Below are 19,835 nucleotides of genomic sequence, written 5' to 3'. Positions count from 1 at the left end.
ACTAACGTCGCGGCGGTGACCGCTCTCAGCGAGGTGCACCCGGCGCCACCCTCCGTACGCGCTGCGTCCCGCCGCCTGCTGCTCGTCCTGGCAGCCCTGCTGGCCCTCGCGCTGGCCCTCGCCGGATACGCGCTCTTCTTCTCGAGGTATCCGGTCCCGATGGCGGACCTGCTCGTCTACCGGGCGGAAGGCGCCGCCGTCGCCGCAGGCCAGGACCTCTACGGCTTCCGCGTCACCCGGTGGAACCTCCCGGCGACCTACCCGCCCTTCGCGGCGCTGCTCTTCGTGCCCACCACCTGGCTGCCCCTCGGCGCTCTGCGCGGCGGCTTCGTCCTCGGCAACCTCGGGCTGCTCGCCGCCCTCACCCACCTGTCGCTGCGCTGCACGGGCCGCCCCCGCGCCGCCTGCCACCCGGCCGCCCTGATCGCGCTGCCGGCCTGCGCCCTGTGCCTGGAACCCGTCTTCCAGACGTTCGTCTACGGCCAGATCAATCTGGCGCTCGCCGTCCTCGTCCTGTGGGACCTGTCCCGGCCCGACGGCGCCCGCGGCAAGGGCTTCGCCGTCGGCATCGCCGCGGGCATCAAGCTCACCCCGGCGATCTTCGCCGTCTACCTCGCCCTGACCGGCCGCACCCGCGAGGCCATCACCGCGGCCTGCGCCTTCGCCGGCACCGTCCTGGTCGGCATCGCCGTCCTGCCCGGCGCCTCCGTCGACTTCTGGACCACGCGCCTCTACGAGACCGACCGCGTCGGCAAGGCCTGGATCGTCGACAACCAGTCCCTCCAGGGGCTGCTCGCCCGCCTCCTGCACACCGAGCACCCCGGTCTCGTCTGGGTGGCCGCGGCCGCGCTCACCGCCGCCGCGGGCCTCGCCGTCGCCACGTGCGCCGCGCGGCGCGGCCTCGAAGCGTGGGGGGTGCTCTGCACGGCCGTCACCGCGCTCCTGGTCTCCCCGATCAGCTGGTCGCACCACTGGGTCTGGTGCGTCCCGCTCCTGGCCCTCCTCGCCGCCCACACCCGCGGCGTCCCCCGGCGCCGCGCCGCGGTCCTCGCGACCGCCGTCGCCTTCGCCTGCCGCAGCATGTGGCTCACCCCCCACCAGGGCGACCTCGACCTCCACCTCCCCTGGTGGCAACAACCCCTCGCGTCCCCGTACCCGCTCCTGGGCCTGGCCTTCCTGGCCGGCACGGCGTTATGCCTGCGGCGGGCACGGGGGCGCGGCGGCGTTACGTCAGCAGCTCGTCCGCGTCCATGATCCGGTAGGCGTACCCCTGCTCGGCCAGGAACCGCTGCCGGTGGGCCGCGAAGTCCTGGTCGATCGTGTCCCGCGCCACCACCGAGTAGAAGCGCGCCTCGTGCCCGTCCGCCTTCGGCCGCAGCACCCGGCCGAGCCGCTGTGCCTCCTCCTGGCGGGAGCCGAACGTGCCGGAGACCTGGATCGCGACCGTCGCCTCCGGCAGGTCGATCGAGAAGTTCGCGACCTTGGAGACCACGAGCACACTGATCTCGCCCTGCCGGAAGGCCTCGAAGAGCTTCTCGCGCTGGGCGTTCGACGTCTCGCCCTTGATCACCGGGGCGTCCAGATGCTCCCCCAGCTCGTCCAGCTGGTCGATGTACTGCCCGATCACCAGCGTCTGCTCGCCCGCGTGCTTCGCGACGAGCGCCTCCGTGACGCGCCGCTTCGACGCCGTCGTCGCGCAGTAGCGGTACTTCTCCTCCGGCTCGGCCGTCGCGTAGGCGAGCCGCTCCGTGTCGGTCAGGTTGACGCGGACCTCGACGCAGTCGGCCGGCGCGATGTAGCCCTGCGCCTCGATCTCCTTCCAGGGCGCGTCGAAGCGCTTCGGGCCGATGAGGGAGAAGACGTCGGACTCGCGGCCGTCCTCGCGGACGAGGGTGGCCGTCAGGCCCAGCCGGCGCCGCGCCTGGAGGTCGGCGGTGAACTTGAAGACCGGCGCGGGCAGCAGGTGCACCTCGTCGTAGACGATCAGGCCCCAGTCGCGCGAGTCGAAGAGCTCCAGGTGCGCGTAGACGCCCTTCCGCTTGGTCGTCAGCACCTGGTACGTGGCGATGGTGACCGGGCGGATCTCCTTGCGGGTGCCGCTGTACTCGCCGATCTCCTCCTCGGTCAGCGTGGTCCGCTTGATCAGCTCGTGCTTCCACTGCCGGGCCGAGACGGTGTTGGTGACGAGGATCAGCGTCGTCGCCTTGGCCGTCGCCATGGCACCCGCCCCGACCAGCGTCTTCCCCGCTCCACAGGGCAGCACCACGACACCCGAGCCACCGTGCCAGAAGCCCTCGACGGCCTGCTGCTGGTACGGGCGCAGCGCCCAGCCGTCCTCCTTGAGCTCGATCGGGTGCGCCTCGCCGTCGACGTAGCCCGCGAGGTCCTCGGCGGGCCAGCCCAGCTTCAGCAGCGTCTGCTTGATCTGGCCGCGCTCCGACGGGTGCACCACGACGGTGTCCGGGTCGAGCCGGGCGCCGACCAGCGGCTGGACCTTCTTCGAGCGGAGGATCTCCTCCAGCACCGGCCGGTCGGTGCTGGTCAGGACCAGCCCGTGGACGGGGTGCTTGCTGAGGGTGAGACGGCCGTAACGGTCCATCGTCTCGGCGACGTCGACGAGCAGCGCGTGCGGGACGGGGTAACGGGAGAACGCGACGAGCGCGTCCACGACCTGCTCCGCGTCGTGCCCGGCGGCCCGGGCGTTCCACAGTCCGAGCGGGGTCAGCCGGTAGGTGTGGATGTGCTCGGGAGCACGCTCCAGCTCCGCGAACGGGGCGATGGCGCGGCGGCACGCGTCCGCGCGCTCGTGGTCGACCTCGAGGAGCAGCGTCTTGTCGCTCTGGACGATGAGAGGCCCGTTGTTCAAGTGCCACACCCTTCGGTTCGTGATGGAGGCAAGCCTCCAGTGTCGCGCATCCCGGTCATCGGCAGTGGCGGCCGGTGCGTACGACCACGGGCAGGGGGTAGACGCCCCCTCGACCTGGATGGGGGGAACGCATGACCCGCACGGATCTGTTCCAGCCGGCCCGCGATCGTCTGAAGGCGAAACGCACGCCCAAGCCCCGGTCGAAGGCGGCCGGGGCCCGATGGAAGCCCACGTCGTGGAAGCCCGTGGGGAAGAGCACACGGAAGCCGGCCGCGAAGCGGGTGCCGAAGCCGCGGACGAAGCCGGTGTCGCGGCCCGCCCGCGACCCCCGCGACGATCCCCGCGAGCCCCGGTCGTTCGCCGCCGGCCTGACGCGCGCGCTGGTGATGGTGCTGGCCTTCGTCTTCATGGTCGGTTTCGCCGTGGTGCTGGCGAAGCTGACGCTGCAGCCGTCGCCCGCGTCGGTCAAGCTCATCCACACGAATCTGCGGCCGGGCGACTCCATTCGCCAGTACATCGACCAGCCGGCGTTCCGCGACACGGTGAAGCAGATCGGCGGCAACCTGGTACTCGGCGTGCCGTTCGGGATCCTGCTGCCGGTGCTGTTCCCGAAGACCCGCGGCCTGCTGCGGGTGGTGCTGGTGACCGCGGTGGTGATGGTGCTGGTCGAGGCGGCGCAGGGGGCGATCGTGGAAGGCCGGGCCTTCGACATCGACGACGTCATCCTCAACACCACCGGCGCGCTGATCGGCTATCTGCTGCTCGGCCGGCGGCTGGGCCGGGCCCTGCATCCGCGGCGCCACCACTGGTGGCAGCGGCGGCAGCCGTCCGACGGTGAGGGTGGCGGGCGGCGCCTGAGCAGGCGGGAGAGCGCCTGACGCCGCATCGCGGTCCTCAGGCCGGGTCGTCGGCCAGTTCGGAGACGCCGGTGATGCGGTGCAGGGCGAACGTGCGGACCTCGTCGGCGGTGTGGTCGTAGGCGGTGACGAAGCCGCCCTCGACACGCACCGGGCCGATGACGCGCTGGCTCGCCGCGCCGTCCGCGTTCACATAGCCGATCCAGAGCGAGTCACCGGTCAGTACGGCGGCCTGCATCGTGGCGAGAGTCTCCGCCGCGGCGGTACGGGGCAGCCCGCCGCGGGCCGCGGGTGCCGGGACGCTCTCGCGGTGCACGGCCGTGGAGGCCCGGTCGCCGGCCCTGATCGCCTTGACCGCGGCTCCGAGCAGCGTGCCGTCGGGGACCGGCGGTCCGTCGGTGACGGGGGTGGGCGCGGCGCGCCGCGGGGTGCGGACGGCGTCGGCGCGGGTGATGACGACATCGCCTTCGGCGGATTCCGCGGCCGGCGCGAAGCCCATCGCGCGCAGCCGCTCCAGCAGCGTTTCCGGCGCGGACTGGGCGGCGAGCACGGTCGGCGCGAGGCGGCGCAGGCCGAGGCCGGAGGCCCGGCGGTCCGCGAGCAGCTCGCTGAGCAGCGCGTCGTCGTCGCACCGCAGGTACGCGGAGGCCGCGCCGACGCGCAGCCGGCCGTGCCGGCGGGCCACGTCGTCGATCAGATAGCTGAGCGGCTGCGGTACGGACGTCCGTGAGTGCTCGGCGAGGAAGGCGTGCAGGTCGGCGGCCGTACGCCCCGCGTCGAGCGCCCGTCGCACGGACTCCGGCGTGAACCGGTACACCGTCGCCCCGCCCTTGGACTCGATGTCGGCCAGCACGCCGATCATCTCCGCGAGCGGTGCCTCCAGCGGGCCGGGCGCCACGGCGGTGAGGTCCGCCTGCAGCAGCACGTGGTTGAGGGGTTCGGGGAGGAGCGGCGCGAGGCGGCTCGCGGCGGCAGCGGCCGCCGCCGCGGCTTCGGCGGGGGTGGTGGCCGCGTTCGTGGCCGCGTTCAGGGCCGCGTTCACGTTCACGTTCACGTTCACGTTCACGTTTGCGTTGACGTTCGCGTTCGCGGAGGTGCGGCGGCGCGGCACCGTCGGGGCCGGCTCGACCAGCGCGCGGGCGTGTCCGGCCAGCGCGCCGCGGCCGGTCAGACCGAGGAGCTCGGCCTCGGAGACGGTCCAGCGCAGCAGCTCCGCGCGCAGCGCGTCCGTCCCCGATCCGCCGCGCAGCGGCCGGTCCCAGCGCAGCCGGTCGAGCAGTTCCGCCGGGGCGGCGGAGGCTCCCTCGGGGAGTGCGGCGAGCAGCTCCAGAACGCGCCGCCGGACCTCGGGCGCGAGGGAGCGGTCCAGTTCGGGGCCGAGCGCGGACAGCGCGCGCCCCTTGGAGTCACGGCTGCCGACCAGGCCCGCGGTGCGGGTGGCGGACAGCCAGGCCGCGGCGAGCGCCGTCCAGCGGTCCTGCGCGGGCAGCCGGAGCCAGTCGTCCGACGCCGGCGTCGGCGCGTACGCCTCGTCCAGCTCGCCGTCCGAGGCCAGCAGGCCCGCCGCGTACGCCAGTTCCAGCCAGAACGCGGCCATCGTCTCGGACACGTCCAGCGTCGTCGCCACCCGCTTCAGGTCGCGGACGCTGACGCCGCCGGCCCGCATCACGGGCGGGCCGCCGGTCTCCCACGCCTTGAGCAGCTCCTCGACGGTACGGACGGCGTTGAACGCCTGGCCGGCGGCGGTGCCGTCCACAGCCTGTGGAGAGTGCTCGACGGGCGTGACGGCCGGCGGCGCCGGCTCGACGGTGCGGTGCGCGCGGCCCGCCCGCAGGTGCAGGGCCGCTTCGCGGGGGAGCACGACGTTGTGCTGCCCGGCGGGCAGCAGCAGGCCGCGGGCCAGCAGCCACTGCACGGGCGTGGTCGCGGTGGCGGCCCGCACCGGCGCGATGGCGTCGCCGACCTCGCCGTACGGCGGGCCCCAGGCCAGCTTGCCGAGCGCGCCGGTGGCGCCGTCCGGCGCCGTGGCCAGCAGTTTCTTCATCCGCTTGCGGTCGCTGAACAGGTCGGCCAGGGCCGCCACCGCGCTCATCGGGTCGTGGGTCGCGGGCAGCCCCGCGTCGGCGAGGATCTCCTGCAGCCGGGCCGGCGACATGCCGGACGTCGCTTCCGCGACGGACGGGCCCAGGCCGGTGGGCGACGGCACGGACGCCGACGGCGCGAGCAGGTCGCGGGCGGTGCGCACCAGCCGCAGCCGGTCCTCGCCGCCCCACACCAGCCCCTGGGCGCGCAGGCTCTCCACGGCGTGCGGGAGGGCCGCGGCGGTCGCCTTGTCGGCGGCGTCGCCCGTCATCAGGGCGCGGAGCACGGAGTAGGCGCCGCCGGCGGGCATGACGGCGAGGGCTTCGGCGGTCTGCAGCGTGAAGCGGTCGAGCCGCTCCAGGGCGCGGACGACGGAGGCGCGGGTGGCCGCGCGTGTCGCGAGCTGCGTCAGGTCGTTCGGAACCGGACTGAGCAGGTCCGGGCGGGCGCGGAGGAGCGTGGCCAGCGCTTCGTCGCCGCGGGCCCGCAGATCTTCTGCCAACGTGCGGGGTGCGCCGCCGGTCACGGTCGGCTGCCGGGCTTGCCGGGCTGCTGCTCGGTGGTCATCCGTCCCACATTACCGGTCCCCTCGGGTGGGTGGTTGTGGTGCCGGGGGCCGGGTCCTCCGGGGTGGGGCTTCGAAATCGACTATTTACGGGCGTGGCCGCCCACAAATAGCTCGGCAGCATTTCGAAACCCCACCCCTGCGGCCCCGTCCCCCTCACGTCACCGCCCACCTGTTGGTGCGGCCCCGTTGTCCGTGACGTGCATTCGTGACGGCGGTGGTGGGGGCACCCCCGGCCGAAGGTTGGGGGAGGGTGGGGAAAGGCCCGCCGCAGGCGGGACGGGGGTGCGGGGGCCGACGTCTGTCGCTCGCCGCAGGCGGGGTCGTGGAGGGAGCCGGCCGCAGGTCAGATGCGGCGGCTCCGCCAGAAAACGTAGAGCGCCGAACCGACGGCCGCCACCCTCACCACCACCGGAAGCCCGTTCTGCAGCGCCTGGCCCATCGTGCCCTGGGGCACGGGCTCGCCCCACTTGCCCGCGGTCCGGCCCCACAGCCAGACGAGCAGGCCGGCCGCTGCCATGCCGGGGATGCCGAACACCGCGAACTTCGCCTGGTTGCGCGACAGGCGGCGCGAGAAGTACGCGACGAGCCAGCCCAGACCCAGCGGGATCCACGAGCCGAGCACCGCGCCCGCCACCAGCAGGGCGCCGGCGAGCAGCAGCATCGGGTTGGCTCGGCCCAGCGGTTCCCGTACCTCCCGGATCCGGCGGCGCCGCAGCAACCGCCGGCGTGGCGCGGCCTCCTCTGTCTCCTCCTCCAGCACTTCCTCTTCGAGCGCCTCGGCTTCCTCCTCCTCTTCGTCCTCCTCGTCGAGGTCGAAGTCGAAGTGCGCCCCGCCCGTCATGCCGGGCAGTCCCGTCAGCTCGTCCCCCGGCCGCCCGGCCGGTGCGCCGACGCTCCACCAGTCGGGCTCGCCCGGCGCGTCGTCCCGCTGCTGGGGGACCTTCCGGAAGGACGCCGGCCGCTCCGACGGTCCCTGCGGCCGGCCGGCCGCGGCCTCCACCACCTCGTCCGGCGAACCCAGCCGCCCCAGGATCCGCCGCACCGCCGCCGGAGTGTCCGCGGCGCCGGGACCCGAGGTGCTGACCCGTTCCCGGTCGATGTCACGGCGCAACTGCGCCACGAGCCGCATCCGTTGGGCAGCGGGCAGCGTCGTCTGTGCCAGGTCACCGACCCGGCTCAAGTAGTCGAACACGAGCTGGTCGCTCTCGACACCCATCCGCCCCACCGCCCCGACCGCTTGCTCCACCGCTCGGTCGAAGGTACCGCGACGCCTCCCGTCGGCGGGAGACGATCGCCTCCGGCGGGGGCGCGGGTACGACGGCTCGCGCGGGCCGCTCGCGCCACGCGCCGTTTCTCCGGGCAGGTCGTTGTGCGGTACATCGATAGGCGGGGGGTTCGCTCAGCGTGCGGGGGGCGCGGGGTGAGAATGGCGGTATGACTTCCGTTTCGCATGTTCCCGGTGCTCCCACGATCACGGTCGGCTTCGATCTCGACATGACCCTCATCGACTCCCGGCCCGGCATCAAGGCCGCGTTCGACCGGCTGTCCGCGGAGACCGGAGTCTTCATCGACTCGGAGCTGGTCGTCACCCGGCTCGGGCCGCCGCTCGACCAGGAGCTCGCCCACTGGTTCCCGGCCGACGCCATCGCGGAGACCGCCGACCGCTTCCGCGCGTTGTACCCGGACTACGCCATCGCGCCGACGCCCGCGCTGCCCGGAGCCCGTGCCTCCGTCGACGCCGTGCGCGCGGCCGGCGGCCGCGCGGTCGTCGTCACGGCCAAGTACGAGCCCAACGCCAGGCTGCACCTGGACCACCTGGGCATCGAGGCCGAGGTGCGGGGCTGGCTGTGGGCCGAGGCCAAGGCGGAGGCGCTGCTCGAATACGGCGCCTCGATCTACGTGGGCGACCACACGGGCGATGTGCGCGGCGCCCGTGTCGCGGGCGCGCTCTCCGTCGCCGTGGCCACCGGGCCGTGCGACGCGGCGGAGCTGCGGGCCGCCGGCGCGGATGTGGTGCTGGACAGCCTGACCGAATTCCCCGCCTGGTTCGCCGGCTACGCGCCCGCGGCCGCCTGACCCTCGCGGGCTTCCTGAACCCGGCGCTTCTGCGCGAGAGCGGAGCGCAGCAGCCCGCCGAGCGCCAGCGCCAGACCGGCGCCCATCAGCATCGACACGAAGTACGCGGACGTCGGCAGCGGGTCGGAGCCGAGGAACAGCGGAACCATGGTGGCCAGCGTGCTCACGGCGCCCACGAAGAAGACGATCGCGCCGACGCGCACCAGGACGTCGCCCGCCCCGCGGGTTTCGGACGTTGCGGGGGTCGTCCCCCGGGAGTGAGGTGTGTTGGTCACCCGACCAGGGTAGATCGGGTCCAGAGAGATGGGGGACCACGGCGTCTTGTCACGGGCCATCGGGCCAATAGGCTGGTAGCACGAGCAGGTCCGGTCAGGACGGGCCTGCCGCACTGCTATCCAGGGCCCTTTCGGGGGCTTTACGAGCGATGAGGACGAGGTCGGACGTGCCTACCGGCAAGGTCAAGTGGTTCAACAGCGAGAAGGGCTTCGGCTTCCTCTCCCGCGATGACGGCGGCGACGTCTTCGTGCACTCGTCGGTGCTGCCCGACGGGGTGGCCGCGCTCAAGCCCGGCCAGCGTGTGGAGTTCGGAGTCGTCAACGGCCAGCGCGGCGAACAGGCGCTCTCCGTCACCCTCCTCGAACCCGCACCGTCCGTCGCGGCCGCCCAGCGCCGCAAGCCGGACGAACTGCTGCCCATCGTCCAGGACCTCACCACGCTCCTGGAGGAGGTGGCGCGCTCGCTGCAGCGCGGCCGCTATCCGGAGAAGACCCACGGCCACAAGATCGCGGGCGTGCTGCGCGCGGTGGCGGACCAGTTGGACGTCTAGGGATCGGTGGCAGCGGGGGTTCCGCAGCTTCAGAACGTCAGTGCGTCGGGGCCGAGGGGCGGTACCAGTCCCTCGGCAGCCGCGCGGGTGAGCAGCCCGCGGACCGCCGCGTAGCCGTCCTCACCGAGGTCGGCCGTGAACTCGTTCACATAAAGCCCGATGTGCTGGTCGGCGACCGCCGGATCCATCTCCTGCGAGTGCGCCAGCACGTAGTCGCGCGAGGGCGCCGGATCGTCCCACGCCATCCGCACCGACGTCCGGATCGCGTCCGCCAGCGCGTTCAGCTTCTCGGCGCCCAGCGACCGCTTGGCGATGATCGCGCCGAGCGGGATCGGCAGGCCGGTGGTGTCCTCCCAGTGCTCGCCCATGTCGGCGAGCTTGTGCAGCCCGTACTGCTGGTAGGTGAAGCGCGCCTCGTGGATGACCAGGCCCGCGTCGACCCGGCCGTCCCGCACCGCGGGCATGATCTCGTGGAACGGCATGACGACGACCTTGCCGATCCCCTCCGGCACTTCGGCCGCCGCCCACAGCCGGAACAGCAGATACGCCGTCGAGCGCTCGCTGGGCACCGCGACGGTCTTCCCGGCCAGGCTCATGGGCTCGCGGGTCAGCACCAGCGGGCCGCAGCCGCGGCCCAGGGCGCCGCCGCACGGCAGCAGCGCGAACTCGTCCAGCACCCACGGCAGCACGGCGTACGACACCTTCAGCACGTCGTACGCGCACTCCGCGCCCTGTTCGGCCAGGGTGTTGGTGATGTCGATGTCCGCGAACGTCACGTCCAGGGCGGGCGCGCCCGGCACCAGTCCGTGCGCCCACGCGTGGAACACGAAGGTGTCGTTCGGGCAGGGCGAATACGCGATCTTCATGTCAGGTCCCCAGGTCCTCACCGTCGAGCGTCGCCGGGAGTTTCCCGAAAGCCCCGGTCAGCGCGGCGAGCGCCGCCCCGATCCGCCAGGCGGCACGGTCCCGCGGGCCCACCGGGTTCGACACCGTACGGATCTCCAGCACGGGTACCCGGTGCGCCGCCGCGGCCTCCGCGACGCCGAACCCCTCCATGGCCTCGACGACGGCACCGGGATGGCGGCCCGCCAACTCGGCGGCCCGCTCGGCGCTTCCGGTCACCGTGGACACGGTCAGGACCGGTCCGTGGACCGCGCCCAGCGCCCGTGCCACGGCCGCGCTCAGCGCGGCGGGCGGGCGGTGCTCGCTCACTCCGAAGCCCAGTTCCGCGACGGGCAGGAAACCGTCGGGCGTCTGCGCGCCCAGGTCCGCCGCCACGATGGTCTCCGCGACGGCCACCGCCCCCAGGGGGCGGCGGGCTGGAAGCCGCCGCCGATCCCGGCGGAGACCACCAGGTCGTACGGGGACTCCGCCCGGGCCAGCGCCGTGGCCGTGCCGGCCGCCGCGGCGGCCGGGCCGACCCCGGCGGCGATCACGTCGCAGTGCACCGCGGGGTGCGCGGCCGCGCGCAGTCCCGCGGTCACGGCATCCCGTTCCGCCGCCACCGCGGTCACCACCAGCAGACGCATCTCCGCGGACCCGCTATGCGGCCTTCTCCAGCTTGAACTGCCAGACGCCGAAGACGTTGTCGGCGGTGGCGTCGGAGCTGCCGACGATGTTCAGCGTGGCGTTCTTCAGCGGCATCGAGCTGCCGGTCTGCGGGTCGCTGACCGTGAAGATCCCGGCGGACTCGGTGAGCGTCCAGTACGTCTCGTCCTTCAGGACGTCCGTCTTCTGGTTCACGCCCGAGGCGATCAGCCAGCCCTTCTCACCGATCGACGGGTCGACGCCGACCCGGATCTTCTCACCCGGCTTGACCTTGATCGTGTGCTTGGGGGCGGCGCTCAGGCACGCGATGAAGATCGCGCTCGGCAGTTTCTTGCCCTTGGCGTAGCACTTGGCAGTGGCCTCGGTGGTCACGGTCTTGGTGCCCACGGTCACGGTTGCCAGCGGGGTCGGCTTCTCACAAGCGGTGAGGAGGACCAGCCCGAGGGACACGGCACCGAGGGCGGCGGCAGCGCGGCGAATGCTCATGGAGGTGAGGCTACCGGGCGGTCGGCTTCCCGCCGCGCGGGGGTACGGCGTGGCGTCACGCCGCGGGAGGTCACGGGGCGGGAGGTCACGGGGCGGGGACGTCCGGCGGGCGGTGCGTCACGCCACGCGCGGGCGGGCCGTTCCGCGCCGGGCCGCGCCCATCAGGCCGCGGACCGACAGGACGAAGCCCACCAGCACCAGGCCGGCCGCCACCGCCATCCCCAGCGGGCCGATCAGCGGCAGCAGTATCCCGAGCCCGCCGCCGACCACCCATGACAGCTGCAGGGCGGTCTCCGAACGGGCGAACGCCGACGTCCTGACCTCTTCCGGGACGTCGCGCTGGATGAGCGCGTCCAGCGACAGCTTGCTCAGCGCCTGGGCGATACCGGCCACCGCGGCGACCGCCGCGACCGTCACCGTGCCGTACATCAGCGCCGCGACCGTCGTCGCCGCGAGCGCGCCGATCAGCGCCATCGCGATGATGACCTCCGGGCCGCGGGACTTCAGCCACGCCCCGAGCGCGGTCCCCAGCGCGTTGCCCGCACCCGCCGCGACCGCCACCATGCCGAGCGAGAACGCCGGGGTCAGACCGCTGAACGGGTGCTCGCGCAGCAGGAACGCCAGGAACATCGTCAGGAAACCGGACAGCGCGCGCAGCCCGGAATTGGCCTGCAGCGCGTGCAGCACGGACGATCCGACGCCCAGCAGCCCGGGCTTGCGTCCCGGCCCGCGCAGCCCGTCGCCCGGCAGCCCGGCGCCGGGCGTGTCGATGCCGTCGCCCGCACCGCCCGCGTCGGCGGCCCGCAGCTCGGCGAACCGCGCCTTCGCCTCGCCCTTCGCCGAGTCCACCTTGTGCGGCAGCGACATCGACAGCAGCGCCCCGCCCGCGAACACCACGAACGCCCCGTACAGCGGCCACTGCGGCCCGATCATGTGCAGCCCGGCACCGATCGGCGCCGCGATCGCCGTGGCCAGCAGCCCGGCCAGCGTGACCCGCGAATTCGCCTTCACCAGCGTGGTCTGTCCTGGCAGAAGTCTCGGCACGACGGCGCTGCGCACCACGCCGTACGCCTTCGACGCCACGAGCACGCCCAGCGCCGCCGGATACAGGCCGAGGCCCGCCGTCGTCACCACCGACGCCATCGTCCAGGCGAGCACCGCCCGCGCCAGCATCGCCATCGCCATGGCGGCCCGGCGGCCGTGCGTCATCCGGTCCAGCAGCGGGCCGATCACCGGCGCGAGCAACGCGAATGGCGCCATCGTGACCAGAAGATAGAGCGCCACCCGGCCGCGCGCCTCGCCGGTCGGTACCGAAAAGAACACAGTGCTGGCGAGAGCGATCGTGATCAACATGTCGCCCGCAGAATTCACCGCGTGCAGTTCGATCAGTTTCGCGAGTCCGGACTCGCCCGCCCCGTGGGCGTGCGTGGACCGCCGAATGCGGCGGCGCACGGCCCCACCGGACCGTTGCGCCGCGTTCACCAGGGCGCGTCCCGCCCTGCGAAGGGGCCCCGGGCCGGACTTCACTGCGCTTGCCACGAAGGCCATCCTGCCCCAAATGAGCTGCCTGTCACCCCCTCCTTTGCGCACGCGGTGCGCACGGGTAGCGTGCGATCGCGCAGAATGGGTGCCAACAGGTGCGCCCGAGGTCGTTCGGGTAGGGAAAGAAGCGTCGACGCGGTCCGCAGGTCCGCTCCGTTTTGGCCCCCGCCCGCCTCCGGCGGCGCACACGTGAGACGGCGTAACGGAGAGAATCGATTCTTGTGAGTGCTGCGATGCGAAGCCGTACCCCAGACCGCCTGTGCGCCGAGGCGGTCGATGTCGCGCTGGCTGTGACCGAGGAGGCCGCCGGGCCGCAATCGGTCGGCGAGCATCTTGGCGTCGTCGCCGAGGGCGACCGCGTCGTCACTCACTATTTCGCCTGTAAGGAACCCGCGTACCGCGGGTGGCGCTGGGCCACCACGCTCACCCGGGCCTCGCGCGCCAAGAACATCACGATCGACGAGACCGTGCTGCTGCCCGGCGACGACTCGATCCTGGCCCCCGAGTGGGTGCCGTGGAGCGAGCGGCTCCGTCCGGGTGACATGGGGCCCGGCGACCTGCTGCCCACCGAGTCCGACGATCTCCGGCTCGAACCCGGCTGGAGCGGTGAGGACGCGCCGCTGCCGAACTCCGTCGTCTCGGAGGAGCTCGCCGACGTCGTCGAGGCCGAGGACGCCGAGCTGTCCGGCCCTGCGGCCGCGCTTCCCGCGATCGGCAGCATCGGCGCGATCGCCGGGGAAATCGGGATGGGCCGGCGGCGTGTCCTCTCGCGGTACGGCCTGCACGGCGCAGCCGACCGCTGGGAGGAAGAGTTCGGCCCCAAGACGCCGATGGCCCAGGCGGCCCCGGCCAACTGCCTCAGCTGCGGCTTCTTCGTCCCGATCGCGGGCTCGCTGCGGCAGGCGTTCGGCATCTGCGCGAACGAGTTCTCGCCGGCGGACGGGCGTGTCGTGTCGCTGGGGTACGGGTGCGGGGGCCACTCGGAGGCGGCGGTGATGCCGAAGCCGCCGGTGCCGGCGCCGATGACTCTTGATGAGATCAACGAGGTGGATCCGCTGGTGCTGCATCCGGATCGGCAGGGGTCGGTGGAGGAGTCGACGCCGGCGGAGGAGCTGGGTCACTCGTAGCGGGTCGGTTCGTGGTTTCGGTGCCGGCGCCCTCCGGGGCGGGGCTTCGAAATCGACTATTTACGATCCCCCAACCTTCGGCCGGGGGTGCCCCCAGCCGCTCACAAATAGCTCGGCAGCATTTCGAAACCCCACCCCTGCGGCCCCGGTCACCTGGCGTCACAGCCGGCCGGCGGGAGCACGGGTCGGCGGGGATCGACCGGCCGGGGTCGAGCCGGATGCCGACGCACGTGCATCCTTGCCGGCAAAGGGCGGGCGGGTGGGGATAGCCCGCCGCAGGCGTGACGGTGTCGCGGGGGCGCGCGTACCCGCACCCCCGCTGCCGCTGGCGCAATGGCCCGCGGGCACCCGCCGCCCGTCTGGACCCGGCCGGCAGGCCAGAGGGCGGGTGGGTGGGGAAAGCCCGCCGCAGGCGCAACGGCGTCGCGGGCGCCCCGCTTACCCGCACCACCTGCCGGCAGGCGCTGATGTACCTGCACACCCGCCGGAGGCGGTGCGGCCCGCCGTGGGCGGGACGGCGTCGCGGGGGCTCGCGTACCCGTACCCCCATCGGCAGGCGCTGACATACCCGCCCGGCCCGCCGGAGGCGCATGTAGCGATACCTTCCCCAGGCAGGGGATTACGCGAGGCGAGGGAGACACCGACGTGAGCGGCGCAGCGGCGGTACGGGAATCCGGTGGGGCAGCGGCGGCGGATGGTTTCGGGACGGGGCGGCTGCGCCGCGGTGTGCTGGACGCGTGGGCGGCGTCGGCGGCGCGGTTCAGGGAGGACGCCAACGCCGAGGAGGACCTGGCGCTCGGCGGCTACCGGGACCGGCTCGTCGTCGAGCTGGCGCAGAACGCGGCGGACGCCGCGGTGCGGGCCGGGGTGCGGGGCCGGCTGCGGCTGACGCTGCACGCGGCGGAGGGCGACAGCCCCGCCGTGCTGGCGGCGGCGAACACCGGGGCGCCGCTGGACGCCGCGGGTGTGGAGTCGTTGTCGACGCTGCGGGCGTCGGCGAAGCGGGAGGACGCGGAGGCCACCGTCGGCCGGTTCGGCGTGGGGTTCGCGTCGGTGCTGGCGGTGAGTGACGAGCCGGCGGTGGTCGGGCGCTCCGGGGGTGTGCGGTGGTCGCTGGCGGAGGCCAGGGCGCTGGCGGCGGAGACGCCGGGGCTCGCGGACGAGCTGCGGCGCCGGGACGGGCATGTGCCGCTGCTGCGGCTGCCGTTCCCGGCGGAGGGTTCGGCGCCGGACGGGTACGACACGGTCGTGGTGCTGCCGCTGCGGGACGGTGCCGCGGAGGATCTGGCGGAGCGGCTGCTGGCCGGGATCGACGACGCGCTGCTGCTGACGCTGCCCGGACTGTCCGAGGTCGTGGTCGACACGCCGGACGGCGTAAGGACTTTGACGCAGCGTCAGGATGACGGAACGGTCCTCGTGGAGGACAGCGCGGCGGGTGCCGCGACCCGGTGGCGGGTGGCGTCGGCGGCGGGTCCGCTGGCGGCCGGGCTGCTGGCGGACCGGCCGGTGGAGGAACGGTTGCGGCCGGTGTGGTCGGTGACCTGGGCGGTGCCGGTGGACGGGGACGGTTCGCCGGGCCGGCCGCGTACGGCGGGCGTGGTGCACGCCCCGACGCCGACGGACGAGCCGCTGGGGCTGCCGGCGCTGCTGATCGCGTCGTTCCCGATGGATCCGAGCCGGCGGCACGCCGCGCCGGGTCCGCTGACGGACTTCCTGGTCGCGCGGGCGGCCGAGACGTATGTGGGGCTGCTGCGCGACTGGCAGCCGGTCGGTGTGGGCATCGTGGACCTGGTGCCGGGGCCGCTCGGCAAGGGGGAGCTGGACGCGGAGCTGCGCCGGCAGGTGCTGGCCGGCTTGCCCCGTACGGCGTTCCTGCCGCGGGCGGTGGCGGTGCCGAAGAGCGGCGACGCGCCCGAGGTGGCGGAGGGCCGGTGGGACGGCGGGGTCGGCGGTCCGGTGGTCGAGGGCGAGGCGCTGCGGCCGGTGGACGCCGAGGTCGTGGAGGGTGCGCAGGCGGAGGCCGTCAGTGTGCTCGCCGAGGTGTTCCCGACGCTGCTGCCGGCGGGTCTCGAGCGCCGCCCGGAGCTGCGCGCGCTGGGTGTGGCGCGGTTGTCGCTGGCCGACGCGATCGACCGGCTGGCGGGCGCCGAGCGCCCGGCGGTCTGGTGGCGCCGGCTGTACGACGCGCTGGCCGGGACGGATCCGGACCGGCTGACGGGCCTGCCGGTGCCGCTGGCGGACGGCCGGACGGTCGTCGGTCCGCGCCAGGTGCTGCTGCCGCTGCCCGACGGCGAGGTGGACCTCGCGCCGCTGGCCCGGCTGGGGCTGAAGGTGGCCGACCCCGAGGCGGTGCATCCGCTGCTGGAGAAGCTGGGCGCGCTGTCCGCGACGCCGAACGCCGTGCTGACGACCCCGCAGGTGCGGGCGGCCGTCGCCGGTTCGCTGGATTCGGGGGAGATCTGGGACGAGGACGGCCTGGACGCCGATGAGCTGGCGGAGGTCGTGCTCGGGCTGGTGAAGGCGGCGGGTCTCGCGCCGGGTGACGAGCCGTGGCTCGGGGCGCTGGCGCTGCCCGACGACGAGGGTGAGCTGGCCCCGGCGGGCGAGCTGGTGCTGCCGGGCAGCGCGCTGGAGCAGGTGCTGCGGGAGGGCGAACTGGCCCCCGTGGACCAGGAGCTGGCGGACCGCTGGGGCGAGCAGCCGCTGACGGCCGTGGGGGTGCTGGCGACGTTCGCGCTGGTGCGGGCGGCTGACGTGGTGCTGGATCCGGACGAGCTGGAGCCGCGCGAGAGCGACTGGGCCGAGCCGGACGACGTCGGTCTGCTGGACGCCGTCGACGTGTGGTGCGAGGACGTGCTGGACCGGCTGCCGGAGACGGATGTCCCGCCGGTGGCCACGGAGATCGTCGCGGTCCGGGATCTGGATCTGGTGGACGACGACGCGTGGCCGCAGGCGCTGGCCATGCTGTCCCGGCCGCCGCTGCGCGACGCGATCACCGCGCCCGTGCGGGTGCTGCTGCCGGACGGTACGACCGAGTCGGTCCGCGCGTACTCGGCGTGGTGGCTGCGCGACCACCCGGTGCTGGACGGCCGCCGCCCGGTCGGTCTGCGGGCCGCCGGGGGCGATCCGCTGCTGGCGGGGCTGTACGACGAGGCCGATGTCGACGTGGACGAGCAGGTGCTGCGCGCGCTGGGCGTCCGGACGACGGTGTCGGCGCTGCTCGACGAGCCGGGCGGCGGGGCCGAGCTGCTGGCGCGGCTGGCCGACCCGGACCGGCCGGTGACCTCCGCCCAGCTGCTGCGGCTGTACGCGGCGCTGGCCGCGCTCGACCCGGAGCAGGTGACGCTGCCGGACGAGCTGCGGGCCGTCGTCGACGGTGAGGTGCGGGTCGTGGACGCGGCTGACGCGCTGGTCGCGGACGCCCCTGACCTGCTGCCGCTGGCCGCCGGGCAGCCGCTGCTGCCGGTGCCGCCGTACCGGGCGGGGGACCTGGCGGAGCTGTTCCAGGTCCGCCGGCTGAGCGAGGCGTACGACGCGCCGGTGGTCTCCGAGGGGGAGACCCACGACGTTCCGCCGGCCGTGCACGAGCTGCTGCCGACGGCTCCCCGGTCGTACGTCGAGCACGAGGAGCTCGTGGTGGCGGGCGGCACGGAGCTGGACTGGCGCTACGTCGACGGCGTCCTGCACGCCGCGACCGTCGAGGGTGTCGCGGCCGGGCTGGCGTGGGCCGCGGGGCAGTGGCAGCGCCGCTTCGAGCTCGCGGCGCTGCTGGAGGACTCGTCCCGCACCGAGGAACTGGCCCGCGCCCGCTGGTTCGACTAGGGCCTGTCGTCTGGATCTCTAGTGGCCTGAGCTGAGTCTGGCCGCCTGGGTCCGCCCCACTTCGGTGGCGCGGCCCAGGAAGTCGGCGATGACGTCGAGCTCGCGGTCGCTGTACCCGTCGAGGATCTCGGTGAAGGCCTCGCCGGGCTCGTCCCAGGCTTCCCCGACCCTGGTGAGCGCCTCGGGCGCGAGGGCGACGAGCGCGCGCCTGCGGTCGCCGGGGTCGGCGGTCCTGACGACCAGGCCGGCCTTCTCCAGGCGGTCGACGAGCCGGGTCGCGGAGCCGGCCGTCAGGCCGGTCAGTTGGGCGATCCGCCCGGTGCTCAGCGGCTCCGGCTCCATGCCGAGCAGACCCAGGCACTGAAGGTCGGTGGGGTGCAGGCCGAGGTGGTCGGCCATGGCCTGGTTGAAGACCGTCCAGGCGGCGTAGTGGCGCTGGCTCTCGTCGGCGATCCGGGCGAGCAATTCTTTTCGGCTTGACATCGGGTCCTTCTTGCTCCAAATTTATGTGTGTGACGCAACATCTGCGCGGCGCAATCTGATCGCCGCGGTTGCATCCTACGCGGCTCAGGCCGCGCCCTTCTCTCCGAAAGACCAGCTCTCATGTCCACACTCACGCTTTCCCCTGCCACGGCCGCCGAGGCCGTCTCCCCCAACCGGCGGTGGGCCATCCTCGCCGTCATCCTCATCGCCGACGTCCTGGACCTCCTGGACGCGACGATCACCAACATCGCCGCACCCACCATCAGCAAGGACCTGAACGGGGGCGCCGCCCTCATCCAGTGGCTCGGCGCCGCCTACGCCCTCGCGCTCGGTGTGCTCCTCGTCGTCGGCGGCCGCCTCGGCGACAAGTTCGGCCGCCGCCGCGTCTTCCTCATCGGCCTCACCGGCTTCACCGTCGCCTCCATCGCCTGCGGGCTGTCCTTCAGCCCCGCCTCGATCATCGTCGCCCGCCTCGTCCAGGGTGCCTTCGGCGCCCTGCTGATCCCGCAGGGCTTCGGCATCCTCGGTGCCGTCTTCCCGCGTGACCAGATCGGCAAGGCGTTCAGCGCCTTCGGCCCGACCCTCGGCATCTCCGCCGTCGGCGGCCCGATCCTCGCCGGCTTCCTCATCGACGCCGACCTGTTCGGCGCCGGCTGGCGCTCCATGTTCCTCATCAACATCCTCCTCGGCGGCTTCGCGATCGTCGCCGCCGTCAAGCTCCTCCCGAAGGACACCGGCGACTCCACCACCGCCGTCGACGGCATCGGCTCCGGCCTGCTCGCCGGCACCATGCTCGGGCTGCTCTACGGCCTGATCGAGGGCTCCTCCAACGGCTGGACCCTCGTCCCGTTCGCCTCGCTCGCCGCCGGCCTCGTCTTCTTCGGCCTGTTCTGCCACCGCCAGCGCACCGCCGCCAGCCCGCTCATCCAGCCGTCGCTGCTCAAGAACCGCGGCTTCACCTCCGGCCTCATCCTCGGCATCGTGTTCTTCGCCGCCAACGCCGGCCTGCTGTTCGTCCTCTCGCTCTTCCTGCAGAACGGTCTGGGCTACTCCCCGATGCGCGCCGCGCTCGGCCTCGCCCCCGTCGCCGCCGGCATCGTCGTCGCCTCCATCGCCTGCTACCAGCTCGTCGGCAAGCTCGGACGCAATCTCGTCCTCATCGGCCTGCTGATCACCCTGATCGGCACCGGCTGGCTGCTCGCCCTCGTCCACACCTACGGCACCGACCTCGGCACCTGGTCGCTGCTCACCCCGATCCTGATCATCGGTCTCGGCATGGGCACCTGCTTCGGCACCATCTACGACGTCACCATCGGTGACATCGACCCCAAGGAAGCCGGCAGCGCCAGCGGCTCCCTCAGCGCCGTCCAGCAGCTCGCCAACGCCATCGGCGCCGCCGTCGTCACCACGGTCTACTTCAAGACCCTCGCCTCCGACGACGAGGCCCACGCCATGACCTACAGCCTGATCGTCGTCGCCTGCGTCGCGCTCCTCAGCACCGGCCTCGTGTGGCTCATGCCGCGCAACGCCCAGCCCGACGACCACCACTGAC

Annotated in this window: 15 protein-coding genes and 1 pseudogene; 7 read left to right on the top strand and 9 right to left on the bottom strand. The window is 73.5% G+C overall.

Annotated features, from left to right (window positions below; all coding sequences use genetic code 11):
- Window positions 1–15: 15 nt before the first annotated feature.
- On the top strand, window positions 16–1,254 hold the full coding sequence (locus LNW72_RS18465; protein ID WP_250976427.1) for a glycosyltransferase 87 family protein: 1,239 nt from the start codon (window positions 16–18) through the stop codon (window positions 1,252–1,254).
- Here the strand turns inward: LNW72_RS18465 and LNW72_RS18460 are convergent.
- On the bottom strand, window positions 1,226–2,866 hold the full coding sequence (locus LNW72_RS18460) for a DNA repair helicase XPB (RefSeq protein ID WP_250976426.1): 1,641 nt from the start codon (window positions 2,864–2,866) through the stop codon (window positions 1,226–1,228). The two genes, LNW72_RS18465 and LNW72_RS18460, sit on opposite strands and share 29 nt — an antisense overlap.
- Before the next feature lie 245 nt (window positions 2,867–3,111).
- Between LNW72_RS18460 and LNW72_RS18455 the strand changes: the two genes are divergently transcribed.
- Window positions 3,112–3,744, top strand: coding sequence for a VanZ family protein (locus tag LNW72_RS18455; protein WP_250980214.1), 633 nt, complete (start codon window positions 3,112–3,114; stop codon window positions 3,742–3,744).
- Window positions 3,745–3,760: 16 nt separating this feature from the next.
- Here LNW72_RS18455 and LNW72_RS18450 read toward each other — a convergent pair whose 3' ends face one another.
- Both LNW72_RS18450 and LNW72_RS18445 read right to left on the bottom strand, forming a co-directional pair.
- On the bottom strand, window positions 3,761–6,307 hold the full coding sequence (locus LNW72_RS18450; protein WP_250976425.1) for a helicase-associated domain-containing protein: 2,547 nt from the start codon (window positions 6,305–6,307) through the stop codon (window positions 3,761–3,763).
- A gap of 409 nt (window positions 6,308–6,716) precedes the next feature.
- Window positions 6,717–7,619: a hypothetical protein gene (locus LNW72_RS18445; protein ID WP_308401971.1), complete on the bottom strand. Its 903-nt coding sequence runs from the start codon at window positions 7,617–7,619 to the stop codon at window positions 6,717–6,719.
- A 188-nt stretch (window positions 7,620–7,807) separates the two neighbouring features.
- Here LNW72_RS18445 and LNW72_RS18440 point away from each other — a divergent pair, with 188 nt between their 5' ends.
- Complete coding sequence (locus LNW72_RS18440) at window positions 7,808–8,449, top strand: HAD hydrolase-like protein (protein ID WP_250976424.1); 642 nt, start codon at window positions 7,808–7,810, stop codon at window positions 8,447–8,449.
- On the opposite strand, the gene LNW72_RS18435 is transcribed toward LNW72_RS18440, so the two are convergent.
- Window positions 8,428–8,724: a hypothetical protein gene (locus tag LNW72_RS18435; protein ID WP_250976423.1), complete on the bottom strand. Its 297-nt coding sequence runs from the start codon at window positions 8,722–8,724 to the stop codon at window positions 8,428–8,430. The genes LNW72_RS18440 and LNW72_RS18435 overlap by 22 nt on opposite strands.
- Before the next feature lie 167 nt (window positions 8,725–8,891).
- Between LNW72_RS18435 and LNW72_RS41215 the strand changes: the two genes are divergently transcribed.
- Entirely contained in the window at window positions 8,892–9,275 is a 384-nt protein-coding gene (locus tag LNW72_RS41215) for a cold-shock protein (RefSeq protein ID WP_138358916.1), read from the top strand.
- Window positions 9,276–9,304: 29 nt separating this feature from the next.
- On the opposite strand, the gene LNW72_RS18425 is transcribed toward LNW72_RS41215, so the two are convergent.
- From LNW72_RS18425 to LNW72_RS18410, 4 genes and pseudogenes are all read right to left on the bottom strand, one after another.
- The gene (locus tag LNW72_RS18425; protein WP_250976422.1) at window positions 9,305–10,141 is read right to left on the bottom strand and encodes a 1,4-dihydroxy-6-naphthoate synthase; all 837 of its coding nucleotides are present in this window, start codon (window positions 10,139–10,141) and stop codon (window positions 9,305–9,307) included.
- A 1-nt stretch (window position 10,142) separates the two neighbouring features.
- Window positions 10,143–10,804, bottom strand: a pseudogene (locus LNW72_RS18420) (futalosine hydrolase).
- 13 nt (window positions 10,805–10,817) lie between these two features.
- A complete protein-coding gene (locus tag LNW72_RS18415; protein ID WP_250976421.1) occupies window positions 10,818–11,309 on the bottom strand; it encodes a hypothetical protein in 492 nt (163 codons plus the stop codon).
- Window positions 11,310–11,426: 117 nt separating this feature from the next.
- Complete coding sequence (locus tag LNW72_RS18410; protein WP_250976420.1) at window positions 11,427–12,857, bottom strand: MFS transporter; 1,431 nt, start codon at window positions 12,855–12,857, stop codon at window positions 11,427–11,429.
- A 227-nt stretch (window positions 12,858–13,084) separates the two neighbouring features.
- Here LNW72_RS18410 and LNW72_RS18405 point away from each other — a divergent pair, with 227 nt between their 5' ends.
- The gene (locus LNW72_RS18405) at window positions 13,085–13,978 is read left to right on the top strand and encodes a DUF3027 domain-containing protein (RefSeq protein WP_250976419.1); all 894 of its coding nucleotides are present in this window, start codon (window positions 13,085–13,087) and stop codon (window positions 13,976–13,978) included.
- Between the two features lie 645 nt (window positions 13,979–14,623).
- A complete protein-coding gene (locus LNW72_RS18400) occupies window positions 14,624–17,800 on the top strand; it encodes a sacsin N-terminal ATP-binding-like domain-containing protein (RefSeq protein ID WP_250976418.1) in 3,177 nt (1,058 codons plus the stop codon).
- Window positions 17,801–17,818: 18 nt separating this feature from the next.
- On the opposite strand, the gene LNW72_RS18395 is transcribed toward LNW72_RS18400, so the two are convergent.
- Window positions 17,819–18,283, bottom strand: a complete 465-nt coding sequence (locus LNW72_RS18395) for a MarR family transcriptional regulator (RefSeq protein ID WP_250976417.1) — start codon at window positions 18,281–18,283, stop codon at window positions 17,819–17,821.
- A 120-nt stretch (window positions 18,284–18,403) separates the two neighbouring features.
- Here LNW72_RS18395 and LNW72_RS18390 point away from each other — a divergent pair, with 120 nt between their 5' ends.
- On the top strand, window positions 18,404–19,834 hold the full coding sequence (locus tag LNW72_RS18390; protein ID WP_250976416.1) for an MFS transporter: 1,431 nt from the start codon (window positions 18,404–18,406) through the stop codon (window positions 19,832–19,834).
- Window position 19,835 lies beyond the last annotated feature (1 nt).

The sequence above is a fragment of the Streptomyces sp. RKAG293 genome (assembly GCF_023701745.1).
Taxonomy (GTDB): domain Bacteria; phylum Actinomycetota; class Actinomycetes; order Streptomycetales; family Streptomycetaceae; genus Actinacidiphila.
This window is presented reverse-complemented; position numbering and strand designations above follow the sequence as displayed.